General features: G+C 66.4%; 14 protein-coding genes. 7 read left to right on the top strand and 7 right to left on the bottom strand.

The features are described 5' to 3' along the window. Positions 1 to 204: 204 nt before the first annotated feature. A complete protein-coding gene (locus H2037_RS00215) occupies positions 205 to 2,466 on the top strand; it encodes a xyloglucanase (RefSeq protein ID WP_292116116.1) in 2,262 nt (753 codons plus the stop codon). After that, entirely contained in the window at positions 2,463 to 4,082 is a 1,620-nt protein-coding gene (locus H2037_RS00210) for an alpha-L-fucosidase (protein WP_292116113.1), read from the top strand. The genes H2037_RS00215 and H2037_RS00210 overlap by 4 nt, the downstream gene beginning before the upstream one ends. An 18-nt stretch (positions 4,083 to 4,100) precedes the next feature. Here the strand turns inward: H2037_RS00210 and H2037_RS00205 are convergent, their stop codons facing one another. The 4 genes from H2037_RS00205 to H2037_RS00190 all read right to left on the bottom strand — a co-directional run bounded on the left by H2037_RS00205 (position 4,101) and on the right by H2037_RS00190 (position 14,012). Then, on the bottom strand, positions 4,101 to 6,092 hold the full coding sequence (locus H2037_RS00205) for a sialate O-acetylesterase (RefSeq protein ID WP_292116112.1): 1,992 nt from the start codon (positions 6,090 to 6,092) through the stop codon (positions 4,101 to 4,103). 306 nt (positions 6,093 to 6,398) lie between these two features. Beyond that, positions 6,399 to 9,329, bottom strand: a complete 2,931-nt coding sequence (locus H2037_RS00200) for a TIM-barrel domain-containing protein (RefSeq protein ID WP_292116110.1) — start codon at positions 9,327 to 9,329, stop codon at positions 6,399 to 6,401. A gap of 26 nt (positions 9,330 to 9,355) precedes the next feature. Next, positions 9,356 to 10,954, bottom strand: a complete 1,599-nt coding sequence (locus H2037_RS00195; protein ID WP_365832606.1) for a DUF5597 domain-containing protein — start codon at positions 10,952 to 10,954, stop codon at positions 9,356 to 9,358. A 127-nt stretch (positions 10,955 to 11,081) separates the two neighbouring features. Then, the gene (locus H2037_RS00190; protein ID WP_292116106.1) at positions 11,082 to 14,012 is read right to left on the bottom strand and encodes a TonB-dependent receptor; all 2,931 of its coding nucleotides are present in this window, start codon (positions 14,010 to 14,012) and stop codon (positions 11,082 to 11,084) included. 234 nt (positions 14,013 to 14,246) lie between these two features. Here H2037_RS00190 and H2037_RS00185 point away from each other — a divergent pair, with 234 nt between their 5' ends. After that, positions 14,247 to 15,758 carry a tryptophan halogenase family protein gene (locus H2037_RS00185; protein WP_292116103.1) on the top strand — a complete coding sequence of 504 codons (1,512 nt, stop codon included), beginning with the start codon at positions 14,247 to 14,249 and terminating at the stop codon, positions 15,756 to 15,758. Then, on the top strand, positions 15,758 to 17,257 hold the full coding sequence (locus H2037_RS00180) for a tryptophan halogenase family protein (RefSeq protein ID WP_292116101.1): 1,500 nt from the start codon (positions 15,758 to 15,760) through the stop codon (positions 17,255 to 17,257). Before H2037_RS00185 ends, H2037_RS00180 begins: the two co-directional genes overlap by 1 nt. A gap of 13 nt (positions 17,258 to 17,270) precedes the next feature. Here H2037_RS00180 and H2037_RS00175 read toward each other — a convergent pair whose 3' ends face one another. From H2037_RS00175 to H2037_RS00165, 3 genes are all read right to left on the bottom strand, one after another. Next, entirely contained in the window at positions 17,271 to 19,073 is a 1,803-nt protein-coding gene (locus H2037_RS00175) for an IlvD/Edd family dehydratase (protein WP_292116098.1), read from the bottom strand. A 1-nt stretch (position 19,074) separates the two neighbouring features. Beyond that, on the bottom strand, positions 19,075 to 19,824 hold the full coding sequence (locus H2037_RS00170) for an SDR family oxidoreductase (protein WP_292116095.1): 750 nt from the start codon (positions 19,822 to 19,824) through the stop codon (positions 19,075 to 19,077). Between the two features lie 133 nt (positions 19,825 to 19,957). Then, positions 19,958 to 20,731: a helix-turn-helix domain-containing protein gene (locus tag H2037_RS00165; RefSeq protein WP_292116093.1), complete on the bottom strand. Its 774-nt coding sequence runs from the start codon at positions 20,729 to 20,731 to the stop codon at positions 19,958 to 19,960. A gap of 189 nt (positions 20,732 to 20,920) precedes the next feature. Here H2037_RS00165 and H2037_RS00160 point away from each other — a divergent pair, with 189 nt between their 5' ends. The 3 genes from H2037_RS00160 to H2037_RS00150 are packed head-to-tail and all read left to right on the top strand — an operon-like array spanning position 20,921 to position 24,019. After that, a complete protein-coding gene (locus H2037_RS00160) occupies positions 20,921 to 22,495 on the top strand; it encodes a sodium/sugar symporter (RefSeq protein WP_292116090.1) in 1,575 nt (524 codons plus the stop codon). A 1-nt stretch (position 22,496) separates the two neighbouring features. Continuing rightward, entirely contained in the window at positions 22,497 to 23,390 is an 894-nt protein-coding gene (locus H2037_RS00155) for a 2-dehydro-3-deoxygalactonokinase (protein ID WP_292116086.1), read from the top strand. Further along, positions 23,387 to 24,019 carry a 2-dehydro-3-deoxy-6-phosphogalactonate aldolase gene (locus H2037_RS00150; protein WP_292116083.1) on the top strand — a complete coding sequence of 211 codons (633 nt, stop codon included), beginning with the start codon at positions 23,387 to 23,389 and terminating at the stop codon, positions 24,017 to 24,019. Before H2037_RS00155 ends, H2037_RS00150 begins: the two co-directional genes overlap by 4 nt. The last annotated feature ends 6 nt before the right edge of the window (positions 24,020 to 24,025 follow it).

The raw sequence follows: 24,025 nt of genomic DNA, 5'->3' as shown, positions 1-24,025 counted from the left end.
TCAGGGTGCAAAAGATCAGGCGTCGCAGACGCACCGGGGGCGGCGAAATCCATTGGAACTCAAGCCTCTCTCCCAGCACGTCGTTGACCGACGTTGATTTTCACAGGCGCAACTTGATGCACCCATGACAATGCTGTCAACTGGAATAAGTTAGCGCTACCACAAAACAGGCCGACAGACGCCTGGAACCTAGGGAGTCACCGTATGAGACACGAAATCACGCGACGAGCCGCGGGTGTTCTGGCCCTCGGCCTGGGCGGCCTCGCGACTGTCGGACAGGCGCAGGCCGCCGCGCCGACCTATCGCTGGCGCAACGTCAAGGTCGGGGCCGGGGGCTTCATACCGGGAATCGTGTTCAGCCGGGTCGAGCCAGGGCTGGCCTATGCCCGGTCGGACATGGGGGGCGCCTATCGCTTCGACAGGGGCGCGAACCGCTGGCTGCCGCTGCAGGACTCCAGCCCGCTTTCCAGCGACTTCGGCGTCGAGAGCGTGGCGGCCGATCCGGTCGACGCGGACGTGGTCCATATGGCGGTCGGGGTGCATCGGGGCGACCCGGGCGCCATGCTGCGGTCAAACGACCGGGGCCAGACCTGGTCGCGCACCGAGGTCCCGTTCCGGATGGGCGGCAACGAGGACGGACGCGGCCTGGGCGAACGGCTGGCCATCGATCCGAACGACAACCGCATCCTCTATTTCGGATCGCGTCACGACGGCCTTCAGCGCTCGACCGACGGCGGCCGCACCTGGGGCAGGGTCGACAGCTTCCCCCTGCAGGGCCTGGGCCTGCCGACGGGGCGTGAGACGCACGGCGGCCTCAGCTTCGTCATCTTCGATGCCCGAAGCGGAACCCGAGGCGAGGCGTCGCGGACCCTGTTCGTCGGCGTCGCCGACCCACACGAGCACGCCCTCTATCGCTCCGACGACGCGGGCCGGACCTGGCGGCCGGTCGCGGGCGGGCCGCGCGCCGAACTGTCGGCGGCCAAGGCCGAACTGGACATGCGGGGCATGCTGTATGTGACCTGCACCCTGGGCATAGGCCCCAACGGCGTCACGGACGGGTCAGTCTGGCGGCTGGATACGAACACCGGCGACTGGACCGACATCACCCCGCCCCGCCCCCTTGGGGGCTTCATGGGGGTGGCCGTTGATCACAAGCGGCCCGGCGTGATCATGGTCTCGACGCTGAACCGTTGGCAGCCGGGGGACACGATCTGGCGCAGCACCGACGATGGTCAAAGCTGGATCAGCCTGCGCGAGGCGGCCCGCCACGACGTCAGCGCAACCCCCTTCCTGAACTGGGGCAACGACAAGCCCGACTTCGGCTGGTGGATCGCGGCCCTGGCGCTGGACCCGTTCGACAGCGACCGGCTGGTCTATGCGACCGGGGCGACCGTCTATCAGACGCGCAACCTGTCGGCCGCCGACGCAGGCCGCCCGACCGACTGGAAGCCCTGGGTCGAGGGCATCGAACAGACGGCGGTCATCACCCTGGTCAGTCCCCCGGTGGGTCCGCACCTCCTGACCGGGTTTGGCGACATATCCGGTTTCGCCCATGAAGACCTGGACCGGTCGCCGGACCTGCAGTTCACCACCCCCGTCTTCGCCAACACCAATCAGATCGACTACGCTGGACTTGCCCCGACCGTGGTGGTCCGCAGCGGTACGCCGCACGAGGGGGTCGGGTCCGAGGGACACGACGGCTCGACCCTGGCCTGGTCCGATGACGCGGGGCGTAGCTGGAAGCCTCTGGGTCGCCCCCGCCCCGCCTCGGGCGCGACCACGGCCTCGCCGGACAATCCGCGCATGGACCTGTACCGCGACGCCCCGATCACCGTGTCGGCCAATGGATCGACCTTCGTGCTGTCCACGCCCCAGACGGTCTGGTCGGACGACAGGGGGGCGAGCTGGCGGCCCTGCCTCGGCCTGCCCCCGCTGCTGCGGCCGGTGGCGGATCGCAAGGATTCCGGCCTGTTCTACGCCCTCGATTTCACGACCGGCGACTGGTTCGTCAGCGTGGACGAGGCGCGCAGCTTCGCCCCCGTGCCGATGCGCGGCCTGCCCGACGTCTCCGCCGACCGACCGACCTGGCGCGAACAGGCCTTCCCCTTGAAGGCGACGCCCGGACATGACGGGGATCTGTGGCTGGTGTCGCGGTCGGGCCTGTTCCACAGCCGCGACGGCGGCCAGAGCTTCGAACGCGTCGACGGCGGCCTCAGAGTCGAGATGCTGGACTTCGGCAAGCCGCCCGCCGGCTCGCCCTACCCCGCCCTGTTCGCCATCGGCACGCAAGGCGCGGTGCGGGGCGTCTTCCGGTCCGATGATCGCGGCCGGTCGTGGATGCGGGTCAATGACGACCAACACGAATATGGTCGCCGTTATCGCGCCATCGCGGGTGATCCAAGGGTGTTCGGCCGCGTCTATGTGGCCACCGACGGACGCGGCGTCGTCTATGGAGAACCGGCATGAACCTGTCACGACGCGGACTTCTCGGCGCTGGCGCCTCAGCTTCGATGCTGGGGGCGTGCGCCACGGCGCCGAACGGCGGAGCATCCGGCCCGTTCAAGCCCACCTGGGACAGCCTGATCGAAGGCTACAAGACCCCCGACTGGTTCCGGGACGCCAAGTTCGGCATCTGGTCGCACTGGGGGCCGCAGTGCGTGCCCGAGTTCGGCGACTGGTACGGCCGGCTGATGTATATCCAGGGCCACCCCTTCTACGACCATCATGTCGCCACCTACGGCCACCCCAGCCGGTACGGCTTCATGGAGTTCATCGACCAGTGGAAGGCCGACCAGTGGGACCCCGAGGGCCTGCTGGACCTCTATCAGGCGGCCGGCGCCCGCTACATCATGTCGATGGCCAATCACCACGACAACCTGGATCTGTTCGACAGCGCCCATCACGACTGGAACGTGATGCGCGTCGGCCCCAAGCGCGACATCGTCGGGACCTGGGAAAAGGCGGTGCGGGCGCGGGGTCTGCGCTTCGCCGTGTCGAACCATGGCGCTCACGCCTGGCACTGGTGGCAGACGGCCTATGGCTATGACGCCGAGGGGCCGCTGAAGGGCGTTCGCTATGACGCCGCGCGCCTCACGAAGGCGGACGGCGCCGGCAAATGGTGGGACGGTCTGGACCCGCAGGAGCTCTACACCGGCCCCAGCTTCGCCCCGCCGGACGGGATCGCTTCCATCGCCGAGATGAACGCCTGGCACGACGCCCGCGACGGCCAGTGGATCGAGACCCCGCCGCCGAACAACCCGGCCTTCGTCCGGTCCTGGGTGGCGCGTCAGCGCGACCTGATCACCAAATATCGTCCGGACATGGTCTATTTCGACAACTATCAGCTGCCGCTGGGTCGCTACGGGCTGGAGGCGACGGCCGAATATTACAACGCCTCGCTGCAGTGGCGCGGCGAGCTGCCGGTCGTGAACGGCAAGCGGCTGGACGAACGCCAACGCAAGGGGATCGTCGAGACGATCGAGCGCGGCTTCTCCGACAGCCTGAAACCCGAACCCTGGCAGACCGACACCTGTATCGGCGACTGGCACTACAACCGCGCCCGCTTCACCAACCACTATTATGTGCCCGCCCACAGCGTCGTGCAGCGGCTGGTCGACGTGGTGTCGAAGAACGGCAATCTGATGCTGAACATCCCCCAGCGCGGCGACGGCTCCATCGACGGCGACGAGCGGCGAATCCTGACCGACATCGCCGCCTGGATGAAGGTCAACGGCGAGGCGATCTTCGAGACCCGGCCCTGGCGCACCTATGGCGAGGGGCCGACGACGGTGGTTGGCGGGATGCACGGCGAAGGCGCGGCCCGGCCGTGGACGGGCCAGGACATCCGGTTCACGACCAAGGGCGCGACCCTCTACGCCTTCGCCCTGGACTGGCCCGAGGACGGCCGGATGCAGATCCGCACCCTGACGCCGCAGGCCGGCCGCGTCGAGGCGGTCGAACTGCTGGGCGGCGGCGCCCTGCCCTTCCGCCAGAGCGACCAGGGCCTGGTCATCGACCTGCCGGAGAACCGGCCCGTGACCGTGGCGCCTGCCGTGCGGCTGAGGGGCGCCGGCCTGGTCTGAGGCCGGCGCCGTGTCTGATCAGCGGATGGCGGCCTCGAACGGGGCCGCCGGGAGGCCGGCGGGGCCGTAGAGGTTGCAGATCGGGCTGTCGGCCCAGCACAGGCGCACCTTGACGTCGGTCGGCTGGGCCGAGGCCATCACCACCTGATCGCCAACCAGGGTCGCATCGACGAATCGGCAGGCGTTGTCGGCCCCGCACAGTTCGAAACCGATCGGGCGGTTGAAGCCATAGGCGGCCAGAGCCGTGCCGGGGGCGTAGCGCACATGGACGCCGTCCGCGCCGCGTTCGACCGAGACCGGCTGGGGCGAGACCGGCTGGGTCGTCCCGTCCAGACGACGCGCCTCGAACGCCAGGCGGCGGCCGACCTCCAGCTTGTTGGTGGGGTGGATGTCGTAGCGGTCGCCGATGTCGAGGGCGACGGCGAGGCCCGCCAAAGGATCGGCGTTGACGACGGTGCGCTGGCTCTCGCGCAGGGCGGCCCAGTAGGAGTTGGTCGGCTGGGTTGCGGCGGGTCCGAAGTTCGCCAGTTGCACCACCAGCATCCGCATCTCGGGGTTTTCGAACCGGGCGCGCCAGTCGGCGAACAGAGCGGGCAGCAGGCGGCGATAGCCGACATAGTCGCCGACGTTCGACTCGCCCTGATACCAGGCCATGCCCTTCACGCCGTAGGCGCCCAGGGGGGCGATCATGCCGTTGTAGAGGGTCGTCGTGCCGCTGCCGCCGATCCAGGGCGTGCGGGGCGGATTGGGCAGGTCGCCCAAGGGCGCGGCGACGCGGTGACGCCAGTGCGCCGACAGAGAGACGCTGGTCCCGTCCGCGAACACCAGCCGCTTGTTCGCCGCCGGTCCCCAGGCGCCGCCGCCGCCGTTGGTGTCCAGCACCCCGACCGCGATCAGGTTGCGGCCCGACTTCAGGCTTCCGGCCGGCAGGGCGTAGCTGCGCGGCGTGTCCCAGCCCTGCTGGCCGCCGACGTAGCGGCCGTTGACCCAGGTGACGTCGGCGTCGTCGACCGGACCCAGTTCCAGCGTCGCGGCCTGGCGCGCCTGGGCGGCGGTCAGCTGGACCTCGTTCCGCAGCCAGACGACGCCGTCGAAGGTCTCCAGCCCAGGAAGGGTCGATTCCCAGAAGCCTTCGGCGGGGATGGGAGCCCAGTCGGCGTCGCGGGTCTGGGGAAGGTTCCAGCCCTGTTTAGTGCCGGGATCGTTGGCCATCCACCAGGCCTGAGTGACCTCGCGCCAGATGGCGTCTCCTTCGGCAGGGTCGCGCGCATAGGCGTCCAGGGCGTTCAGCGCCTGGTCCTGGCCGCCCAGTTTGACGATCGCGTCGCGGCTCAGCCAGTCCTCGATGATCGACCCGCCCCAGGAGGCGGAGATCAGACCGACAGGAACATTGTCCGTACGCCGAAGATCTCGACCCATGTAGTAGCAGGCGGCCGAGAAGTCGCGCACGCTTTCCGGGCTGGTCGTGCGCCATTGCCCCACCGGACCTGAAGCCGACGAGGGCGCCGGCAGGCTGGAGCGGGCGACCAGAAAGAGACGCAGGTTCGGGTCGTTGGCGGCGCCGATCTCGGTGTCGGCGTTGGTGGCCTGGCGAACCGCGAACTCCATGTTCGACTGGCCCGAACACAGCCAGACGTCGCCGACCATGACGTCGGACACAGTCTGGGTCGCGCCGCCGGCCTGAGCCGTCAGGACATAGGGGCCGCCGGCAGTCAGGGTCGGCAGACTGGCGCGCCAGGCGCCGTCGGCGCCGGCGGTCGTCTGGACCTGGGTCTGACCGAGGGCGACCGAGACGGCCGCGCCGGGCGCCGCCCTGCCCCAGACCGCGACCGGCCGGCCCCGCTGGAGCACGGCGTGATCCTGGAACATGGGATCCAGCAGGGCGGCAGGCGCCTGAACGGAGGACGCCTGAACGAGGGGCGCGACGGGGGGCTGAACCTGGGCTTGAAGGGAGCCGGCTGTCGCGGTCAGGACGGTCGCGGCGGCGGCGGAAAGCAAGAACGAGCGCATCTGCGCCTCCTGATCACCCCGCAGAAGCGGGCTTCCAAAATTGAACTGCACCCTTCGAAATCGGTGCAATATGCAATCGAGTGCAATTTGGCCGGAGGTTGGACTGTCAACGAAAAAACAGTCCAACGAGCCCAACTTCGCTTCGTCGGGACCGACAATGTCAAAGACCGAGCCGAGAGTATAAGCCCGCCTGGCGCCCTGCACGGTCGATTGCCCGATCTTTTTTAAAGAGGCTTACAAGACAACAGGTTGGGCATCGACATTAGGGGCGTTGCCGATGCCCAGTTCCCGTTTCGCGGTTTCGTCCTAGCGACGGATCTCCACCGCCTGGCCGGTGTACTGGACCGTCCGGGCCGGAGCGGCGTCGAAGTCGCCGACGTTCGCGCCCGGTCCGCTGACGAAGCGCACATTGATCGTGCGGTTGGCCGGCATGCCCGGGTACGAACCGGCGCGGGCGCCGATACTGAGCACGCCGCGCGCGTCGTCCCAGGTCATCGGAATGGTCGAGAACTCGCCCCGCTCATAGCCATAGTCCTGGCCGTCGTCCTGATAGAGGGAGAAGGCGCCGTTCGCCCCGGTGTAGACGACCAGGGTCAGGGGGCCGTCCAGCTTCTCGGACGTATAGGTGATGGCCGGGCCGGTCGGCAGGATCGAACCGGCGCGGACGAAGACCGGGATCTTGTCCAGGGCGGCCGGGACGGTGACGGTCTGACCACCCGAGAAGGTCTGGCCCGTCTTCAGATCGTACCAGTCGGCGCCGGCGGGGAAATAGACCGAACGGCTGCGCGCCTTGTACTCAGTGACCGGGGCGACCATCAGGGCCGGACCGAACATATACTGGTCGGCGACGTCGCGGGCCTTCATGTCGGACGGGAAGTCCATGACCAGGCCGCGCATGATGGTGCCGTCGCGCAGATAAGTGTCGCCCGCCAGGCTGTAGATATAGGGCATCAGCCGGTAGCGGGTCCGCATCTGGTCGGCGTAGGCGGCGTAATAGTCCGTGCCCGGATCAGCCAGATTATAGACCTCGCGCAGCGGGAATTCGCCGTGCGAGCGGAAGATCGGCGACCAGGCGCCAAACTGGAACCAGCGCAGCTGCAGCTCGTCCCATTCGGCCTTGTCCTCGGCCTTCATGCCTTCGGGGTTGGAATAGCGGGCTTCGACCGAGAAGCCGCCGATGTCGTGGGTCCAGTTGGGCAGGCCCGACAGGCCGGCGTTGACGCCCGCCGAAATCTGGTCGCGCAGATTGTCCCAGCGCGCCACCACGTCGCCCGACCACAGGATGGAGCCGGTGCGTTGCAGGCCGCCCCAGGCCGAACGGGTCAGGATGGTGGTGCGCTGACCGTCCTGTTCGGCGCGGAAGTTGCGATAGACGTTCTCGGCGTTCACCAGCGGGTACGAGTTGAACACATAGGCGCCCGGCCCGACCGCCGTCGGCCCCATCCGCAGGGTCCGCTCGGGGATGTCGAGGTTGGAGTGCATGTCCGGCTCGACCGAATCCAGCCACCAGCCGTCGAAGCCCATGCCCTTGAAGCTGTCGGACATCTGCTTCCAGTACAGGTCGCGGGCCGCCGGCAGATAGGGGTCATAGAAGCTGTTGGCGTAGCCGGGGCCGACCCAGTCGCGCGCGCCGACATCGACGTTGCGGGTGTACATGCCGCCGATGGCGTCCAGCTGCTTGTAATGATCCGTCGTCGGATAGAACTTCGGCCAGACGGAGATGATGATGTCGGCGTTCATGTCATGAACGTCCTTCACCATCTGGGTCGGGTTCGGATATCGGGCCGGATCGAACTGGTGCGAGCCCCAGGCGTTCTCGGGCCAGTAGAACCAGTCCTGCACCACCATGTCGATCGGCAGGCCCAGTTCGCGATAGCGGCGCACGGCGCCCACGACCTCTTCCTGGTTGTTGTAACGCTGACGGCTCTGCCAGTAGCCATAGGCCGTGCGGGGCAGCATGACGGCCTTGCCGGTCAGGCCGCGATAGTTGGAGATAACGCCGTCGATGTCGTCGCCGCCGACATAATAATAGTCGATGGCCGTGCCGACTTCCGACGCCAGGCTCAGCGCGCCCTGATCGGCGGCCGGCAGCGGGTCCATGTGGCGCAGCGAGATATAGCCGTCGTCCGGCGTCCATTCGATGCGGATCGGCACGCGGGTGTCGGCGGGCAGCTGGACCTGGAAATCATGGTCGAAGGGGTTCCAGTTCTGGCGCCAGTTCTGTTCGACCACCTTGCCGTCGATCGTCACCTTCACATAGCCGGACGAATAGAGCCGGAACTTGTGCAGGCCGGCAGTGGCGGTCTCGATCGAGCCTTCCCAGACGACATTCACACCGGCCTGGCCGGGCTTGCCCATGTCGCCGGTCTGGACCGGGGCGCCGGGCTGGGCCTTGAAGCCCTCGGGCCAGCGCTGCTGGTCGCGGATGAACTCGTAATTCACCTGGCTCTCGGGCCGGCTGATCTTCAGCACCCCGTCCTGATAATAGCGGGCCGTCAGGCCGCCGAACGCGCCCCCGGCGTCGCGGACGATCAGCCGGTCGGACAGCATGCCGTAGGGGCGCGGGTCGCCGAACCGGGTGATGGCGTTGGTCTCCCACAGCAGGCCGTAGTTGCGGCTGGAGACGACGAAGGGAACGCCCACGTCCATATTGTGCTGGGCCAGCAGAACGTCCTGGCCCTTATGGTTCATCGTGCCCTGCTGGTGCTGACCCAGGCCGTAGAAGGCTTCGTCGGCGGGGCTTTCCCACACCTGGCGCGTGGCCAGGAAGCGGTGATCGCCGGTCTGGTCTTCGACTGTGACCGGCGTCAGTTCGCGGCTGCCCGGGCGCTCCTTCAGCACCTCCTGGCCGTTCTCGTCGAGGAAGCGGACGGCGCCGGTGGTGCGCGACACCTCCGCCGTGGCCTCGGCCGTTTTCAGCACGACCAGATCGCCCTGGGTCTCGACCTGGAACGGGGTGGTGGTCGAGGGCTGGGCCGTGACCATCAGGCTGGCGGGCAGGTCCAGGTCGGCGTCTTCGGTGGCGGTGACGCGGATGGTCTCGGGGCCATAGACCTCCAGACGGACGCGGCGGGCGGGTCCTTGCGTCGGGGCGATGACGACGCCGGCGGGGATGCGCTCGAAGGCGGCCTGCTGGATCGCGCCGGCCGAGGCAGTGTCCATCAGGCTGGAACAGGCGCCCAGGGGCGCGATCATCAGGGCGGCCAGCAGGACGCGGCGGGCGAGGGTCGAAGTCATGGGGGCGCTCGCTTCTTTCAATACAGTCAGTAGGTGGCGGTGACGACGCGCAGCAGCTGCGGTCGGTCGGTGAAGTTCAGGCCATAATCAGTCTGGTCGCCGTTCCAGATGCGTTCGAAGACCCATTTCCCGGCCTCGTCGAAATGGCCCTCTTCATAGCGCACGACCATGCGACGCTTGCCGTCGGTCGAGGCTTTCGACTCGAAATCGACGCGCGCATGCATGCCGCTGACGAAGAACTCGCCGGGATTGTCGAGTTGGGCGATGATGACGCCGCCATTCGGATTTTCGGTGCCGGTCGCCGGCCCCTGTTCGCCCAGCCAGGTCCATTCGGGCAGGCCGAACTGCCAGAGCCGATAGCGCACGCGGGCCGTCCAGTCCCCCAGGTCGATCTTCTGTTCGGAACGGTCGTCCGGTTCGGCGACGCCCCAGACGCGGCCTTCCCAAGCCGCACGGGCCCAGACGCGTCCCCAGGGGCGCATCACGGCGTAGCTGGTCTTCAGCGGGGTCAGGGTCTCGGGGGTGACGGCCTTGGAGCCCAGCGGCCAGTTGGCGTAGCCGGTATAGTCGATCCCGAAGGCCGAATAGCCCACGCCGCCGCGCCCGAGCACCGAAAACAGGAAGCGACCGAACGACGGATCATTGCCGGTTTCGGCGACGAACAGCGCGTTGTCGGGCCGCGCGTAATGGCCCAGCGTTCCTTCGTAACTGTCCGAGCCGCGGTCATAGATATCGGGCGCCAGCAGGCTGATCGACGGAGCCGCCGCCTTCCACACATCGATCACGGGCCACACCGGACCGCCCGAGGCGTAGTTGGTCGGCGCCACGCGTTTAAGCGGGTCTGTCAGGGCCGCATTGACATACATGGGCAGGGCATATTCCGCCTTGCCGGCCGCCGCGACGGCCTCGACATAGGATGCGATGGACCAGGCGTGGAAGAATTCTTCGGCCTCTTCGCCGAAGACGGACGACCAGGTTCCGGGCGAGCGCCCCGTCCGATCCAGCAAGACCTGCGGAACCGGCCCCTCGAACGCCGCCTGGGCGGCGGGGGAATAGTCGCGCACGGAGCCGTAGGTGCCGACCTCGTTTTCGGGCTGGACCATAATGACGGTGCGCTGGCGTTCGTCGATCTGACGAATGTGGCGCATCAGGGCGGCGAAGGCGCGCGCGTCCGCGGCCAAGGTCTCGCGCCCATAGGGCGACATGGCGTAGGATTCGGACCCGTCCTTCTGGATCAGATGGGGAAAGCGCGCGGAATTCAGCTTGACCCAGGCCGGCGCATATTTGGGCGCCGTGTTCTTCCAGGTCGCGAACCACAGGATGACCAGACGCACGTCGTTGCGGCGGGCTTCCTGCACCAGATGATCGACGAAGGAAAAGTCGAACTGACCCTCGACCGGTTCGATCTGTTCCCAGGCGATGGGAACCTGAACCGTATTCGCGCCGACATGGTGGACGGCGGGCCAGGCCAGGGCCAGGGGGGCCGGATAGTTGCTTGAGTTGTTGACCTGCGCGCCCAGGACGGTGAACGGCGCGCCGTCGACCATCAAGGCGTGGCGGCCGTTCTGCTCCACCAGCCGGGGAATGGCCGTCTGGGCAAGCGACGACCCCGCTGTCGCGGCCAAAAGGACCGCCACCGATAGGGCTGAAGTCAATCCACGTGCGAAAACACCCATCGCCGCCTCCCAACGTCGATAAGAAAAAAACAGTCGGGGCGCCGACGACGCCGACGCCCCGGTTGATCAGGCCCGATCAGAAGGCGGCGCGAAGCACCACGGCGACCCGGCGATCGGTATCCACCCAGTTGTACTCCGGCTTGCGGGTCTCGTTGCCAACCTTCAGCACGGTCCGTTCATTCAGGATGTTGGTCGACTGGATGCCGATCTTCACGTCTTCGGTCAGACTGTAGAAGATCGAACCGTCCAGCTGGCCATAATCGCTGGCCCAGACGGGCGCATTGATGTTGGCGGCCGAAGTCGTCATCAGATACTCCTCGCGCCAGTTGTAGGCGAGGCGCGCCGAGATGCCGTATTTCTCATACAGCAGCGCGGCGTTGTAGCTGGTCTTCGACAGGCCTTCGAGCGGCAGATCCGCGCCCGCGCCGGCGTTCTGGTCGCCGCTCAGGATATCCTGGCTGGTGTTCCGGCCGCCGCTGCTGTCGACATAGGTGAAGTTGGCCTGGACGCCCAGGCCGCTGAGCGGTCCCGGCAGGAAGTCGTAGAACTGGGAATAGGCCAGTTCGAAACCGTCGATCTTGCCCTCGTCGCCATTGGCGTAGCGCGTCATCAGGAAGTCGTAGGTGACGCCGCCGTTGGTGTAGGTCTCGGTCGAGCTGCCGGAGAAGATGTAGTCCTTCAAATCCTTGTGGAAGGCGGCGAAGGTCAGGCTGCCCGTCGGCGCGAAATACCACTCGAGGCTGAAGTCGTAGTTGGTCGCCTTGAGCGGCTCGAGGTTCGGATTACCGCCCGTCCCCGTATAGGGCGTCGTCGGATTCAGCGTGTAGCCGTCGGATTCGAAGTTGATCGACAGATTGGTGAAGGGCTGAAGCTGGTACATCTCCGGCCGCAGGATAGCGCGCGAAACAGCGAACCGCGCCTGCAGGGTGTCAGTCAGGAAGGCCCGCAGGTTCAGGCTGGGGAGGACATTGGTGTAGTCCTTGCTGATGTCGGCGCCCGCCTCCAGGGCCCCGCCGGATACGAACTGGACCGCCTGATTGAAGGCGGTGCAGTCCGCCGCTGGATTGGTGGCGGGCGGACAGGTTCCCGTTATCGTCGGCAGGGTGAGGACCTGGTTGGTCTCGGTGGTGGTCTTGACGACGCGCAGGCCGATATTGCCGTCCATCCCGCGACCGAAGAAGGCGGTGTCGTTGCCGAAGCGGGTGTAGATGTAGGCGGCCTCGGTCTTTTCCTGCAGATCGGTCACGCCGCCGTTGCCGCTGCCCAGACGATAGCTGTCGTAATCGTCGCTGAGCGGCGTCCAGCCCCAGCCGGCGCTCTGGGTGTTCTTCAGGATGTCATAGGCGTGCGCCGTACCCTGATTGAGCAGGTCGGCGGTCGGGAACCAGGCCACGCCTGGAACCGTCGTGTCGCCACGGAAGAAGTTGTCGAAGGTATAGAGGAAGGAGGAATCCAACAGACGCGGATCCTGCGTCCCGCCGGCGTAGCCCGTGTCGTCCAGGTAAACCGTATTGGCATTGCCCAGCCAGTACTGGTTGGACAGCAGACTCCAGTTATAGCCGGTCTGGCGATTGGTGTAGTTCTTGTCCGTCATGCGGACGCCGAACTCGACCGACCGGAAGAAGTCGTTGTTCTGGAAATCGTAGCGCGCGTCCAGGCGACCGGCCAGTTCGTCGGCTTCGTTATCCTCGATATGATCCATGGCGGCGGCCCACCAGTAGCTGGACTTGTCTTCCATCGAACCGCCGGTGGAGGTGATGGTCGGCAGGTCGCCGTCGATGACGATCCGCATGTCCGGACGGTCTTCCAACTGCGTGAAGGCGGTCAGCGAATAGATTTCGGCCGTCGATTTCACATACTGAAGGTCGCCGCTGAATGACCAGGCGCCGCCTGGCGTATATTTGAAGTTCAGCGCGACATCGCCGGTCTTCTTGGTGTCGTCACCGATACGGGTGTCGGTCGTGTATTCGGCGTTGGGAATATCGCCCGAAACGAACACGTTTTCGGCGTTGTAGGAGTAGGAGGAGTTCGGCGTCAAAATCGTGCCGGTTCCCATCGCATATTCGACATTATAGGTGTCGGCCTGCGAACCCAAGGCCTGGAGGGTGAACAGCCACTGATCGTTAGGACGCCACTGAGCGGCCAGAGCCACCGCAGTGCGCTCCTGCTCCCAGTCGATCGTGCGCCAGCCCATGTACTTGGGAATATAGACCGTCTCGCCAGCCGCGCCCGTGCCGTCCGAGGACGCATTTCCGGCATCGAGCACGACCGGATCAAAGCGGTCGGTCGAGATGCTGTCGGTGCGGTTGCCCACGTTCGAGATGCTGACATTGGCCAGCAGACCGAACTCGCCGATCTTGGTGTCCCAACGGTCAGACGCGATGATGCTGCCCGACCAGAAACCCTTCTCGGACAGGTCGCCGTAGTTGTAGTCGGCGTTGATCGCCAGCAGGGGCTCGACGTTGTCGAAGGGCACGCGGGTGCGCAGGTTGATCGTGCCGGCGATACCGCCTTCGATCATGTTGGCGGCGACGTTCTTGTAGACGTCCACGCCGGACAGCAGGTCCGCGGATACGTCTTCGAAGCTCAGGCCCCGGCCGCTGGAGGCCGAGAAGATGTCGCGCCCGTTGGTTTCGGAGCGAACGCCCGACAGGCCGCGCACGAAGACGCCGCCGCCTTCAGCCGCCAGACGGGCGGGGTCGCGGGCGGAGTTGGTCCGCTGCAGGGTGATGCCCGGGATGCGCTGAAGCGCCTCGGACACCGAACGGTCCGGCAGGGCTCCGATATCCACGGCCGTCACCGAATCGACGATGACTTCGGAATTCTTCTTGATGGCTTGTGCCGAGCGAAGCTGGGCGCGAATGCCGGTGACCACGACTTCATCGACGACGGCTGCGTCGTCGGACTGTGCCTGAGCAAGCGAGACCGTGGGAATCATGGCCGCCACGGCGACCAGCGAGGCTCCACACAACAGAGCGACGCGACGAACCTGTTTCTGACGAGACATAAGCCTCTAACCTTCCTGTTGGTCGCGCCCGCCGCTTATAAGCGGCGTGGAACGACATCCCTCCCGAATTGGCGCCCCCGCCTTGGGTGAGGCTCGCCACGTTTCAAGGATGCACAGCTTTTCATCCGATGAAAAGCATTTTCTGATAGCGCTACCACAAAACTCAAAACGTCCGAGTTGGAGTAGGATGCGTAGATGAATCGGCGTTAGACCGACGAAGGGGGGGGAACAGGTATGGATCAGCGTTCGGGCGAAGTGCGCCATGTCGCCATCGTGGGCGGTGGCACGGCAGGCTGGATGGCCGCGTCGGCCCTGGCCCGCGCCTTCACCCGCCGCGGCGGTCCGTCGCTGAAGATCACCCTGATCGAATCGGAAGCCATCGGGACCGTCGGCGTCGGCGAGGCGACGATTCCGCCGATCCGTCAGTTCGTTCAGATGGTCGGTCTGGCCGAGGACGACTTCATCCGTTCGACGGCGGCCACGGCGAAACTAGGGATCGCCTTCAAGGATTGGAGCGGGCCGGGCTCGGAATATTTTCACGGCTTCGGCGACTATGGCCCGATCATCGCGGGCCAGGCCTGGCGTCAGTATTTGTTCCGACTGAAGGCGGCCGGGCGTATCGACAGTCTCGACGCCTGGTCGCTGCCAACGGCCATGGCGCGCGCGAGCCGGTTCGCACCGCCCGTGGACGATTCCCGTTCGGTCCTGTCGCATTTCTCCTACGCTTACCAGTTCGACGCCGGTCTGTTCGCGCGGCGTCTGCGCACCCTGGCGGAGGGTCTTGGCGTGGTCCGCTGCGAAGGGCGGATCGTCGACGTGCCGCGCGACGACCAGACAGGCCATGTCCGCTCCGTCCGGCTGGAGGACGGCCGTGAGATCGAGGCCGATCTCTTCATCGACTGTTCGGGGTTCCGGGGCCTGCTGATCGAACAGACGATGCAGGCGGGTTACGAGGACTGGACGCGCTGGCTGCCGTGCGACCGGGCCGTCGCCCTGCCCTGCGCCGCCGCGCGACCGGCCGAGCCGATGACCACCGCCCGCGCCCGGCAGGCCGGTTGGCAATGGCGTATTCCGCTCCAGCACCGGGTCGGCAACGGCTATGTCTATTCCAGCGCCCATATCGAGGACCAAGCCGCGCTCGACGATCTGTTGGGCCAGATCGAATCCCCTCCCCTGGCGGAGCCGAACCGGCTGCGCTTCGTCGCCGGCCGCCGTCGCGAGGCCTGGAAGGGCAATGTCGTGGCCCTGGGTCTCGCCTCCGGCTTCATCGAACCGCTGGAGTCCACGAGTATAAGCCTGATCCAGACCGGCATAGGCCGCCTGCTGGATCTGTTCTCGGATCGCAGCTTCGACCCGGCTCTGATCAGCGAATACAATCGCCGCTCCGCGCAGGAGATGGAGCGGATCCGGGACTTCATCATTCTGCACTATCATCTGGCGACCCGCACCGACGGCGACCTGTGGCGAGACTGTCGCGAGACTGCGCCGCCCGACACTTTGGCGCACAAGATCGATCTGTTCCGGGCGCGCGGTGAAGTCGCGCTGCTGGAGGACGAGTCCTTCCGCGAGGACAGCTGGACCGCCGTCTTCACCGGCCTGGGCGTCTGGCCCCGCCGCGCCTCGCCCCTGGTCTCGATCGACGGCCTGGACGATGTCGAACGTCAGGCGACGCGGTTCGCCGATTTGATCCGCCAGGCCGTCGCCAGCCTGCCCGCCCATTCCGAACATTTCACCGGCCACGCCTGATGGTCCCCGCCCCAGTTCAGCGCATTCTGATCGTCGGCGGCGGCACGGCCGGCTGGATGGCCGCCGCCGTCCTGTCCCATATCCTCGGCGGCGCGGTCCGCATCGATCTTGTCGAATCCGAAACTATCGGCACGGTCGGCGTCGGCGAGGCGACCATTCCGCCGATCCGGCTGTTCAACCAGTTGCTCGGCCTCGACGAAGACCAGTTCATCCGCGAAACCCAGGCCACGTTCAAACTGGGCATCGTCTTCCAGGACTGGCTTCGTCACGGCCACGGCTACATCCACCCCTTCGGCGTCTTCGGCGCGCCCCTGGGCGTCACGGCCTTTCATCAGTACTGGCTGAGGCTGCGTCAGGCCGGTCTGGCCGGAGAGATCGACGACTATTCGATCACCGCCACGGCGGCGCGGGCCGGCCGGTTCTCGCGTCCGGACGATGGCGCCGGCTCAGCCCCGCACCGGATGACCTACGCCTTTCATTTCGATGCGGGTCTCTATGCACGCTTCCTGCGCAAACAGGCCGAGGCGCGGGGCGTCGTGCGTCACGAAGGCAGAATCGGCGACGTCGTGCTGCGCGACGACGGCTTCATCCGCGCCGTGACCCTAGAGGACGGGCGCGAACTGGCGGCCGACTTCTTCATCGACTGTTCGGGGTTCCGCGGCCTGTTGATCGAAGGCGCGTTGAAGACCGGCTATGAGGACTGGACGCACTGGCTGCCGGCCGATCGCGCCGTGGCCATGCCCTGCGCCCGTGTCGCCGATCCTGTCCCCTATACCCAGTCGACGGCCCTGGCGGCGGGCTGGCGCTGGCGTATCCCGCTGCAGCATCGGACGGGCAACGGCTACGTCTATTGCAGCCCCTTCATTTCGGACGATGAGGCCGTCGCGACCCTGCGGGCCTCGCTGGACGCGCCGGCCACGGGCGAACCCAATTTCCTGCGGTTCACGACCGGACGTCGGCGCAAGGCCTGGAACAAGAACTGCCTGTCCCTGGGCCTGGCCTCCGGCTTCCTCGAACCGCTGGAATCGACCAGCATCCACCTGATCCAGTCCGGTCTATCGAAACTGCTGCTCAGCTTCCCCGACACCGGCTTCGCCCAGGCCGACATCGACAACTACAACCGGCTGATGCAGACCGAGTTCGAGCGGGTCCGCGACTTCATCATCCTGCACTACCACGCCACCGAACGGGACGACTCGCCGCTGTGGCGACAGGTCCGGGCGATGAGCCTGCCCGACAGCCTGACCGAGAAGATCGACCTGTTCCGCAGCCGCGGCCGTATCTTCCGCGTCGAGGACGAACTGTTCCAGGAGGCCAGCTGGGTCGCCGTCATGCTGGGCCAAGGGTTGACGCCGCTGCGTCCCGACCCCCTGACAGAGACGGCGACGCTGGAACAAATTCAGCGTCGGCTGGAGGAAATCAGGCTGTCGATCCGCCAGACGGTCGAGCGGATGCCGACCCACGAGGCCTTCATCAACCGCCACTGCAAGGCCGTCTAGCGGCGCCGGTTCGTCAGTGGTTGTCGCGCGGCAGGCCGAACTTGTCGACGATGCGGTGGTATTTGATCGCCGGCTCCAGCACGGCGCCGGTCTCCAGCTGACCGACCACGTCGCGCTGCATCTCCTGCCACGGGGTCTGGGAGGCCGGGTATTTGTACCCGCCCGCCGCCTCGAACGCCCTGCGGCGCTCGGCCAGCTCCTCGTCCGAGATCAGGATATCGGCGCGGCCGGTGTTCAGGTCGATCCGCACCCGGTCGCCGGTCTTCAGCAGAGCGATGTTGCCGCCCGCCGCCGCTTCGGGCGAGGCGTTCAGGATCGACGGCGAGCCCGAGGTGCCGGACTGACGTCCATCGCCGATACAGGCCAGGGCGCTGACGCCCTTCTTGATCAGGTACGACGGCGGCCGCATGTTCACGACCTCGGCCGCGCCCGGATAGCCGATGGGGCCGGCGCCGCGCATGAACAGCAGCGTCTGTTCGGTGACGCCCAGGCTCTCGTCGTCGATGCGGTGGTGATAGTCCTCGGGTCCGTCGAACACGACGGCCGGACCTTCGAAGGCGTTCAGGTCGTCGGGGTTGGACAGATAGCGTTCGCGGAACTCGGGGCTGATCACGCTCAGCTTCATGATGGCCGAGTTGAACAGGTTGCCGGTGAAGACGACGAAGCCGGCGTCTGTCTTCATCGGGGCGTCGAAGGACTTGATGACGTCGGGCAGGACGATCTCGGCGTCCTTGCAGTTTTCGCCGATCGACTGGCCGGTGACGGTCAGGGCGTTCTCGCGGATCAGCCCCTGTTTCATCAGTTCGGACACCACCGCCGGCACGCCGCCGGCATGGAAATAGTCCTCGCCCAGATAGTCGCCGGCCGGCTGGAGATTGACCAGCAGGGGCACGTGCAACCCTTCCGTCTGCCAGTCCTGCAGCGGCACATCGACATGGGCGTGGCGGGCCAGGGCCGTCAGGTGGATCGGGGCGTTGGTGGAGCCGCCGATGGCGGAGTTGACGACGATGGCGTTGTGGAAGGCTTCCCTGGTCAGGATGTCCGACGGCTTCAGGTCCTCGCGGACCATTTCGACGATCCGCAGTCCGGTCTCATAGGCGACCTGGGCGCGCTCGCGATACGGGGCCGGAATCGCGGCCGATCCGGGCAGGGACATGCCCAGGGCCTCGGCCAGCGAATTCATCGTCGTCGCCGTGCCCATGGTGTTGCAATAGCCGACCGACGGGGCCGACGAGGCCACCAGTTCGATGAAGCCGTCATAGTCGATCTCGCCGGCCGCCATCATCTGACGCGCCTTCCAGATGATGGTGCCGGAGCCGGTGCGTTCGCCCTTGTGCCAGCCGTTCAGCATCGGACCGACCGACAGGGCGATGGCGGGAATGTCCACCGTCGCGGCGGCCATCAGACAGGCGGGCGTGGTCTTGTCGCAGCCGATGGTCAGGACGACCCCGTCCAGCGGATAGCCGTACAGGCTCTCGACCAGGCCCAGATAGGCCAGGTTGCGGTCCAGGCCGGCGGTCGGGCGCTTGCCGGTCTCCTGGATCGGATGGACCGGGAACTCCATGGCGATGCCGCCGGCCTCGCGGATGCCTTCGCGGACGCGCTCGGCCAGCACCAGGTGGTGGCGGTTGCACGGCGACAGGTCCGAGCCCGTCTGGGCGATGCCGATGATCGGCTTGTCCGACTGCAGCTCTTTGCGGGTCAGGCCATAGTTCAGATAGCGCTCCAGATAGAGGGCCGTCATGTCCGGGTTTTCCGGATTGTCGAACCAGGCGCGGCTGCGGAGCGTCTTCTTGGGTTTCGAGGTATCGGTCATTTCAGGTCCAGCCGCCGTCGACGACATAGTGTTGATTGGTGATCGCCCCGGCCTCGTCCGAGCACATGAAGACGACCACCTTGGCGATGTCGTCAGGCACGAGCCGGCGCTTGAGGCACTGGTTGGCGTAGATTTCCTTCTCGGTCTCCGGCGTGACCCACAGCTCCAGCTGGCGCTCGGTCATGATCCAGCCAGGGGCGACCGCGTTCACGCGGACGCCGAAAGGACCGAAGTCGCGGGCCAGCGAACGGGTCAGGCCGATCACGGCCGACTTGCACGCCGTATAGGCCGGCATGCCGCCCTGGCCGATGATCCAGGAGGTCGAGCCCAGATTGACGATGGCGCCCTTGCCGGTCGCCTGCATGTCAGGCAGCACGGCCTGGGCGGCGAAGAACTGGTGCTTCAGGTTCACGGCCATCCGGCCGTCCCAGTAATCCTCGGTCACGTCCAGGGTCGCATGACGTTCGTCATGGGCGGCGTTGTTGACCAAGATGTCGATCGGCCCAAACGCCGCGCGCACCTGGGCCACGGCCGCCTTCAGCGCGGGAATATCGGTCAGGTCGCAGGCGACGAACAGCGCCCCCTGCCCCAGTTCCGCCTGCAGCTTCGGTCCGCGCCCGGCGTCTATGTCCAGGAAGCCGACACGGGCGCCCTGGGCGTGGAAGGCGCGCACGATGCCCTCGCCTATGCCGCCGGCGCCGCCGGTGACGATGACGGTCTTGTCCTTCAGATCGGAATAGATGGCGGCCATGATCTTGAGCGCGCCTCCTCGACGCCCGCCGTTTACCCGGCGGTTAGTGATCTTTTACAAATGAAAACTGTTACCGTCCACGAAAATGACAACAGCCATTGTTCCTGTCAACGGTGGACCGCTCAGGGAAGGCTCAAGCCTGGGAAACGGCGCTCATCTGGTCGGAAATCGCCCCGGCCGTCTGCACCAGCAGCGCCGCCGCCTCGTCCTTTGTGCAGACCATCGACGCCTGTTCGATGAAGGGGGTGATCAGGGTGGCGATGACGCCGTCGGACCCCATTATGGGCGCGACCAGATCGGTGACGCCGACCACGAAATCGCTGGCGCGTTCGACATGGGCGCCCCGGGTCATGACCATGGCCCGCTCCGCGAACTCGGCCACCGATGCCTCTCCGAACAGGGAGACGAGGCTGTCGTGCAGATGTTTGCGCGCCCGCTCGTTCGCCCGCGAATAGAACATCAGGCCCGAGGTCGCGTGCAGGATGCTGCGGCGATAGCCGATGCGGACCGAATAGCCCAGGTCGCCAGGGCTCTCGATCCGGGCGATGACCACGATCTGGTCGCCGGACGGCACCACCAGGTGGCAGGATTGCCGCGTATTGGACGCCAGGTCCCGCATGGCGGGCATTGCGACATCGACCAGGGATTTGATCGGCGCCTGGGTCATGCCCAATGTGAAGAGACGGTTGGTCAGGCGATAGCCGTCCGGCGACTGTTCGATATAGCCCCGGAACTCCAGCACCTGGATCATGCGGAACAGTTCGCTGACCGAACGTCCCAGCGTCATGGACATCTGCGACGGGGTCATCGGCTCGCCCTGGGCCGACAGAAGCTCTAGGACGTCCAGCCCCTTCTCGAGGGCCGGAGCGCGGTATTTACGGTCGTCAGCGGCGTCTGGGTCGGTCATGAGAATCCTGTCGGAAGACTTGCAAGCTACCGGGGTGGTCCGATCCAGTGAAGCCTGACGGTCGCGGAACCTTAACATTGCTGCGGGTAAAATCTCCACGCATATATAAAAATATCGTTGCGGCGCGTCAGCGCCTCCCCTAGGCTTTGCCGGAAGCCCGGATCAAAGGGCCATAGTGGGGAAACACACATGACGCTCGCGGGCATCGATCTCGCCATTCTGGCGATCTACGCCGTCTTCATCTTCGGTCTGGCCCAATGGGTCTCGCGCACCAAAGCCGGCGAGCAGAAGACCTCCACCGACTATTTCATGGCGTCCAAGAGCCTGCCCTGGTGGGCCATCGGCGCCTCGCTGATCGCGGCCAATATCTCGGCCGAACAGATCATCGGCATGAGCGGTTCGGGCTATGTCATCGGCCTGGGCATCGCCTCCTATGAATGGATGGCGGCCCTGACCCTGCTGATCGTCGGCAAGTTCTTCCTGCCGATCTTCCTGCGCAACGACATCGTGACCATGCCGCAGTTCCTGCAGCAGCGTTACGGGCCGACGATCCGCAACGTCATGGCCGTCTTCTGGCTGCTGCTCTACATTTTCGTCAACGTGACCTCGATCCTGTGGCTGGGCGCCATCGCCGTTCACACCGTCACTGGCTTCAACCAGGATTACGCCATCGTCGCCATCGGCGTCTTCGCCCTGGCCTATCAGCTGTGGGGCGGTCTGAAGGCCGTGGCCCTGACGGACATCGTCCAGGTGGCCCTGCTGGTCTGCGGCGGCTTGATCATCGGCTTCATCGCCCTGTCGACCATCGGCGGCGAAGGCGGCGCGGCCGCCGGCTTCCACACCCTGCTGACCCAGTTCCCCGAGAAGTTCGACATGATCCTGTCGAAGGATAATCCGCACTATCAGGAACTGCCGGGCATCGCCGTCCTGCTGGGCGGGCTGTGGGTCATGAACATCAGCTACTGGGGCTTCAACCAGTACATCATCCAACGCGCCCTGGCCGCCAAGTCGCTGCCGGAAGCGCAAAAGGGCATCGCCTTCGCCGCCTATCTGAAGCTTCTGATGCCGGTGATCGTGGTCCTGCCGGGCATGGCCGCCCTGGTCCTGGCGCCCACCTTGACCGCGCCGGATCAGGCCTATCCCTCGATGATGAACCTGCTGCCGGTCGGGCTGAAGGGCCTGGTCTTCGCCGCCCTGATCGCCGCCATCATCGCTTCGCTGGCCTCCAAGGTGAACTCGATCTCGACCATCTTCACCCTGGACCTCTACGCCAAGATCAAGAAGGACGTGCCCGAGCATCAGCTGGTCACGGTCGGTCGCATCGCCGCCGTCGCCGCGGTGGTCATCGGCATCCTGACGGCCCGCCCGCTGCTGGGCGGCTTCGATCAAGCCTTCCAGTTCATCCAGGAGTTCACCGGTTTCTTCACCCCCGGCATCGTCGTCATCTTCATGCTGGGCCTGTTCTGGAAGCGGGCGTCCGAGGCCGGCGCCCTTACCGCCGCCATTGGCTCGGTCGTGCTGTCGGCGATCTTCTGGTGGCTGCAGGAGACGGGTCAGTTCATCTTCCCCTTCATGAACCGGGTTGGCGTCGTCTTCGTCGTCTCCCTGATCGCGGCGGTGGTCGTGTCCCTGCTGGTCCCGGCCAAGCCTGATGCGATGAAGATCAAGCTGGACCAGATCAGTTACAAGACCTCGCTGGGCTTCAACCTGGCCGCGGTCGGCGTGGTCGCCTTCCTGATCCTGGTCTATTCGATCTGGTGGTGACGTGAGCCTTCCGCGACTTATCGGCGTCGACTGGGGCACCAGCAATCTGCGCGTGATGCGGATCGCCGAAGGCGGCCGGGTGCTGGAAAGCCGTTCGGACCCCCGTGGGGCCGGCCGACTGACGCCGGAGGCCTTCGCCCCCATCCTGCAGGCCGTGGCCGGCGACTGGCTCGACCCCGCCCTGCCCGTCTTCGTTTGCGGCATGGCCGGGGCGCCAGGACGCTGGCTCGACGCCGGCTTCCTGCCCTGCCCTGCCGGGGCGGACGAGATTATCGCGGGATTGAAACGACCCGACCCGGACGGCCCCTTCATCATCCCGGCCGTCGCCATGGTCGATGAGGCTGGCCTGCAGGACGTCATGCGCGGCGAAGAGACCCAGATCCTCGGCCTCATCGGCGCCGAAGCCGTCGCCCCTGTAATCGTCGCCCCAGGCACGCACAGCAAATGGGTCAGGATGGACGGCGCGCGCATCCGCGACTTCCGCACCTTCATGACAGGCGAGCTGTTTTCAGCCTTGCGGGCCGGCACGGTGCTGGGCGTCGGCATGGGCGAGCCAGGTGGCGACGACGACGCTTTCCAGCGCGGCGTCGAGCGGGGTCTCGCGACCTCGGCGGCGAGCGCGGACCTGTTTTCGGTGCGGATCGAGATGCTGGCCGGTCGCGTTCCCTTGAGCGGGACAGCGGACTATATGTCGGGTCTGCTGATCGGCCTCGAGATCGCCGCCCAGCCCCGGTCTTCCCTGGCCGGAGACATCAGCATCGTTGGCGCCGACCGGCTTACGATCCGCTACCAGCAAGCCCTGGCGCTGGCCGGATGCGCCACGGTGCGCCGGCACAGCGCCGAAGACGCCACGGCCCGAGGCCTGTGGCGCATTTACGAGGCCTTTTCGCAATGATCCCCGTCGCCATCGACAGCCTGGACACCCTGCCGCTGATCGCCATCCTGCGCGGGCTTAAGCCTGACGAGGCCGTGGCGGTGGGCGAGGCGATCGTCGCCGCCGGCTTCCTCTGCCTGGAAGTGCCGCTGAACTCGCCCGAGCCTCTGGAAAGCATCCGCCGGCTGCGCGCCGCCCTGGACGGCCGGGCCCTGGTCGGCGCCGGCACGGTCCTGACCGTCGCGGCGGCGCGCGAAGTCGCCCAGGCCGGCGGTCAGCTGGTCATCTCGCCCAACGTCAATACCGATGTGATCCGCGAGACCAAGACCCTGGGCCTTCTTTCCCTGCCCGGCTTCTTCACCCCGTCCGAAGCCTTCGCCGCCCTGGACGCCGGAGCCGACGCGCTGAAACTGTTTCCCGCCGAGGTCGCCGGAACCAAGGGGCTGAAGGCCGTCCGCGCCGTCCTCCCCGCCGCCACCCGCGTCTATCCGGTCGGCGGCGTCGATCCCGACAGCATGGGCCAGTGGCTGGCCGCCGGCGCCTCCGGCTTCGGCATCGGCTCGGCGGTGTTCAAGCCCGGTCAGTCGCCCGAACAGGTCGGCCGCAACGCAGCCGCCTTCGTCTCGGCCTGGACCGAAGCTGCGGGCTGAACCTGC

The sequence above is a fragment of the Brevundimonas sp. genome (assembly GCF_013912065.1).
Taxonomy (GTDB): domain Bacteria; phylum Pseudomonadota; class Alphaproteobacteria; order Caulobacterales; family Caulobacteraceae; genus Brevundimonas.
The sequence above is the reverse complement of the archived record's forward strand: the minus strand, read 5'-3'. Positions and strand labels throughout refer to the sequence as shown.

Excerpts from the sequence above, each read along its gene's own strand:
- H2037_RS00175 (WP_292116098.1), bottom strand. The coding sequence starts at position 19,073 with ATGACCGATACCTCGAAACCCAAGAAGACGCTCCGCAGCCGCGCCTGG.
- H2037_RS00215 (WP_292116116.1), top strand. The coding sequence starts at position 205 with ATGAGACACGAAATCACGCGACGAGCCGCGGGTGTTCTGGCCCTCGGC.
- H2037_RS00190 (WP_292116106.1), bottom strand. The coding sequence starts at position 14,012 with ATGTCTCGTCAGAAACAGGTTCGTCGCGTCGCTCTGTTGTGTGGAGCC.
- H2037_RS00165 (WP_292116093.1), bottom strand. The coding sequence starts at position 20,731 with ATGACCGACCCAGACGCCGCTGACGACCGTAAATACCGCGCTCCGGCC.
- H2037_RS00180 (WP_292116101.1), top strand. The coding sequence starts at position 15,758 with ATGGTCCCCGCCCCAGTTCAGCGCATTCTGATCGTCGGCGGCGGCACG.
- H2037_RS00205 (WP_292116112.1), bottom strand. The coding sequence starts at position 6,092 with ATGCGCTCGTTCTTGCTTTCCGCCGCCGCCGCGACCGTCCTGACCGCG.
- H2037_RS00160 (WP_292116090.1), top strand. The coding sequence starts at position 20,921 with ATGACGCTCGCGGGCATCGATCTCGCCATTCTGGCGATCTACGCCGTC.
- H2037_RS00210 (WP_292116113.1), top strand. The coding sequence starts at position 2,463 with ATGAACCTGTCACGACGCGGACTTCTCGGCGCTGGCGCCTCAGCTTCG.
- H2037_RS00200 (WP_292116110.1), bottom strand. The coding sequence starts at position 9,329 with ATGACTTCGACCCTCGCCCGCCGCGTCCTGCTGGCCGCCCTGATGATC.
- H2037_RS00170 (WP_292116095.1), bottom strand. The coding sequence starts at position 19,824 with ATGGCCGCCATCTATTCCGATCTGAAGGACAAGACCGTCATCGTCACC.
- H2037_RS00185 (WP_292116103.1), top strand. The coding sequence starts at position 14,247 with ATGGATCAGCGTTCGGGCGAAGTGCGCCATGTCGCCATCGTGGGCGGT.
- H2037_RS00150 (WP_292116083.1), top strand. The coding sequence starts at position 23,387 with ATGATCCCCGTCGCCATCGACAGCCTGGACACCCTGCCGCTGATCGCC.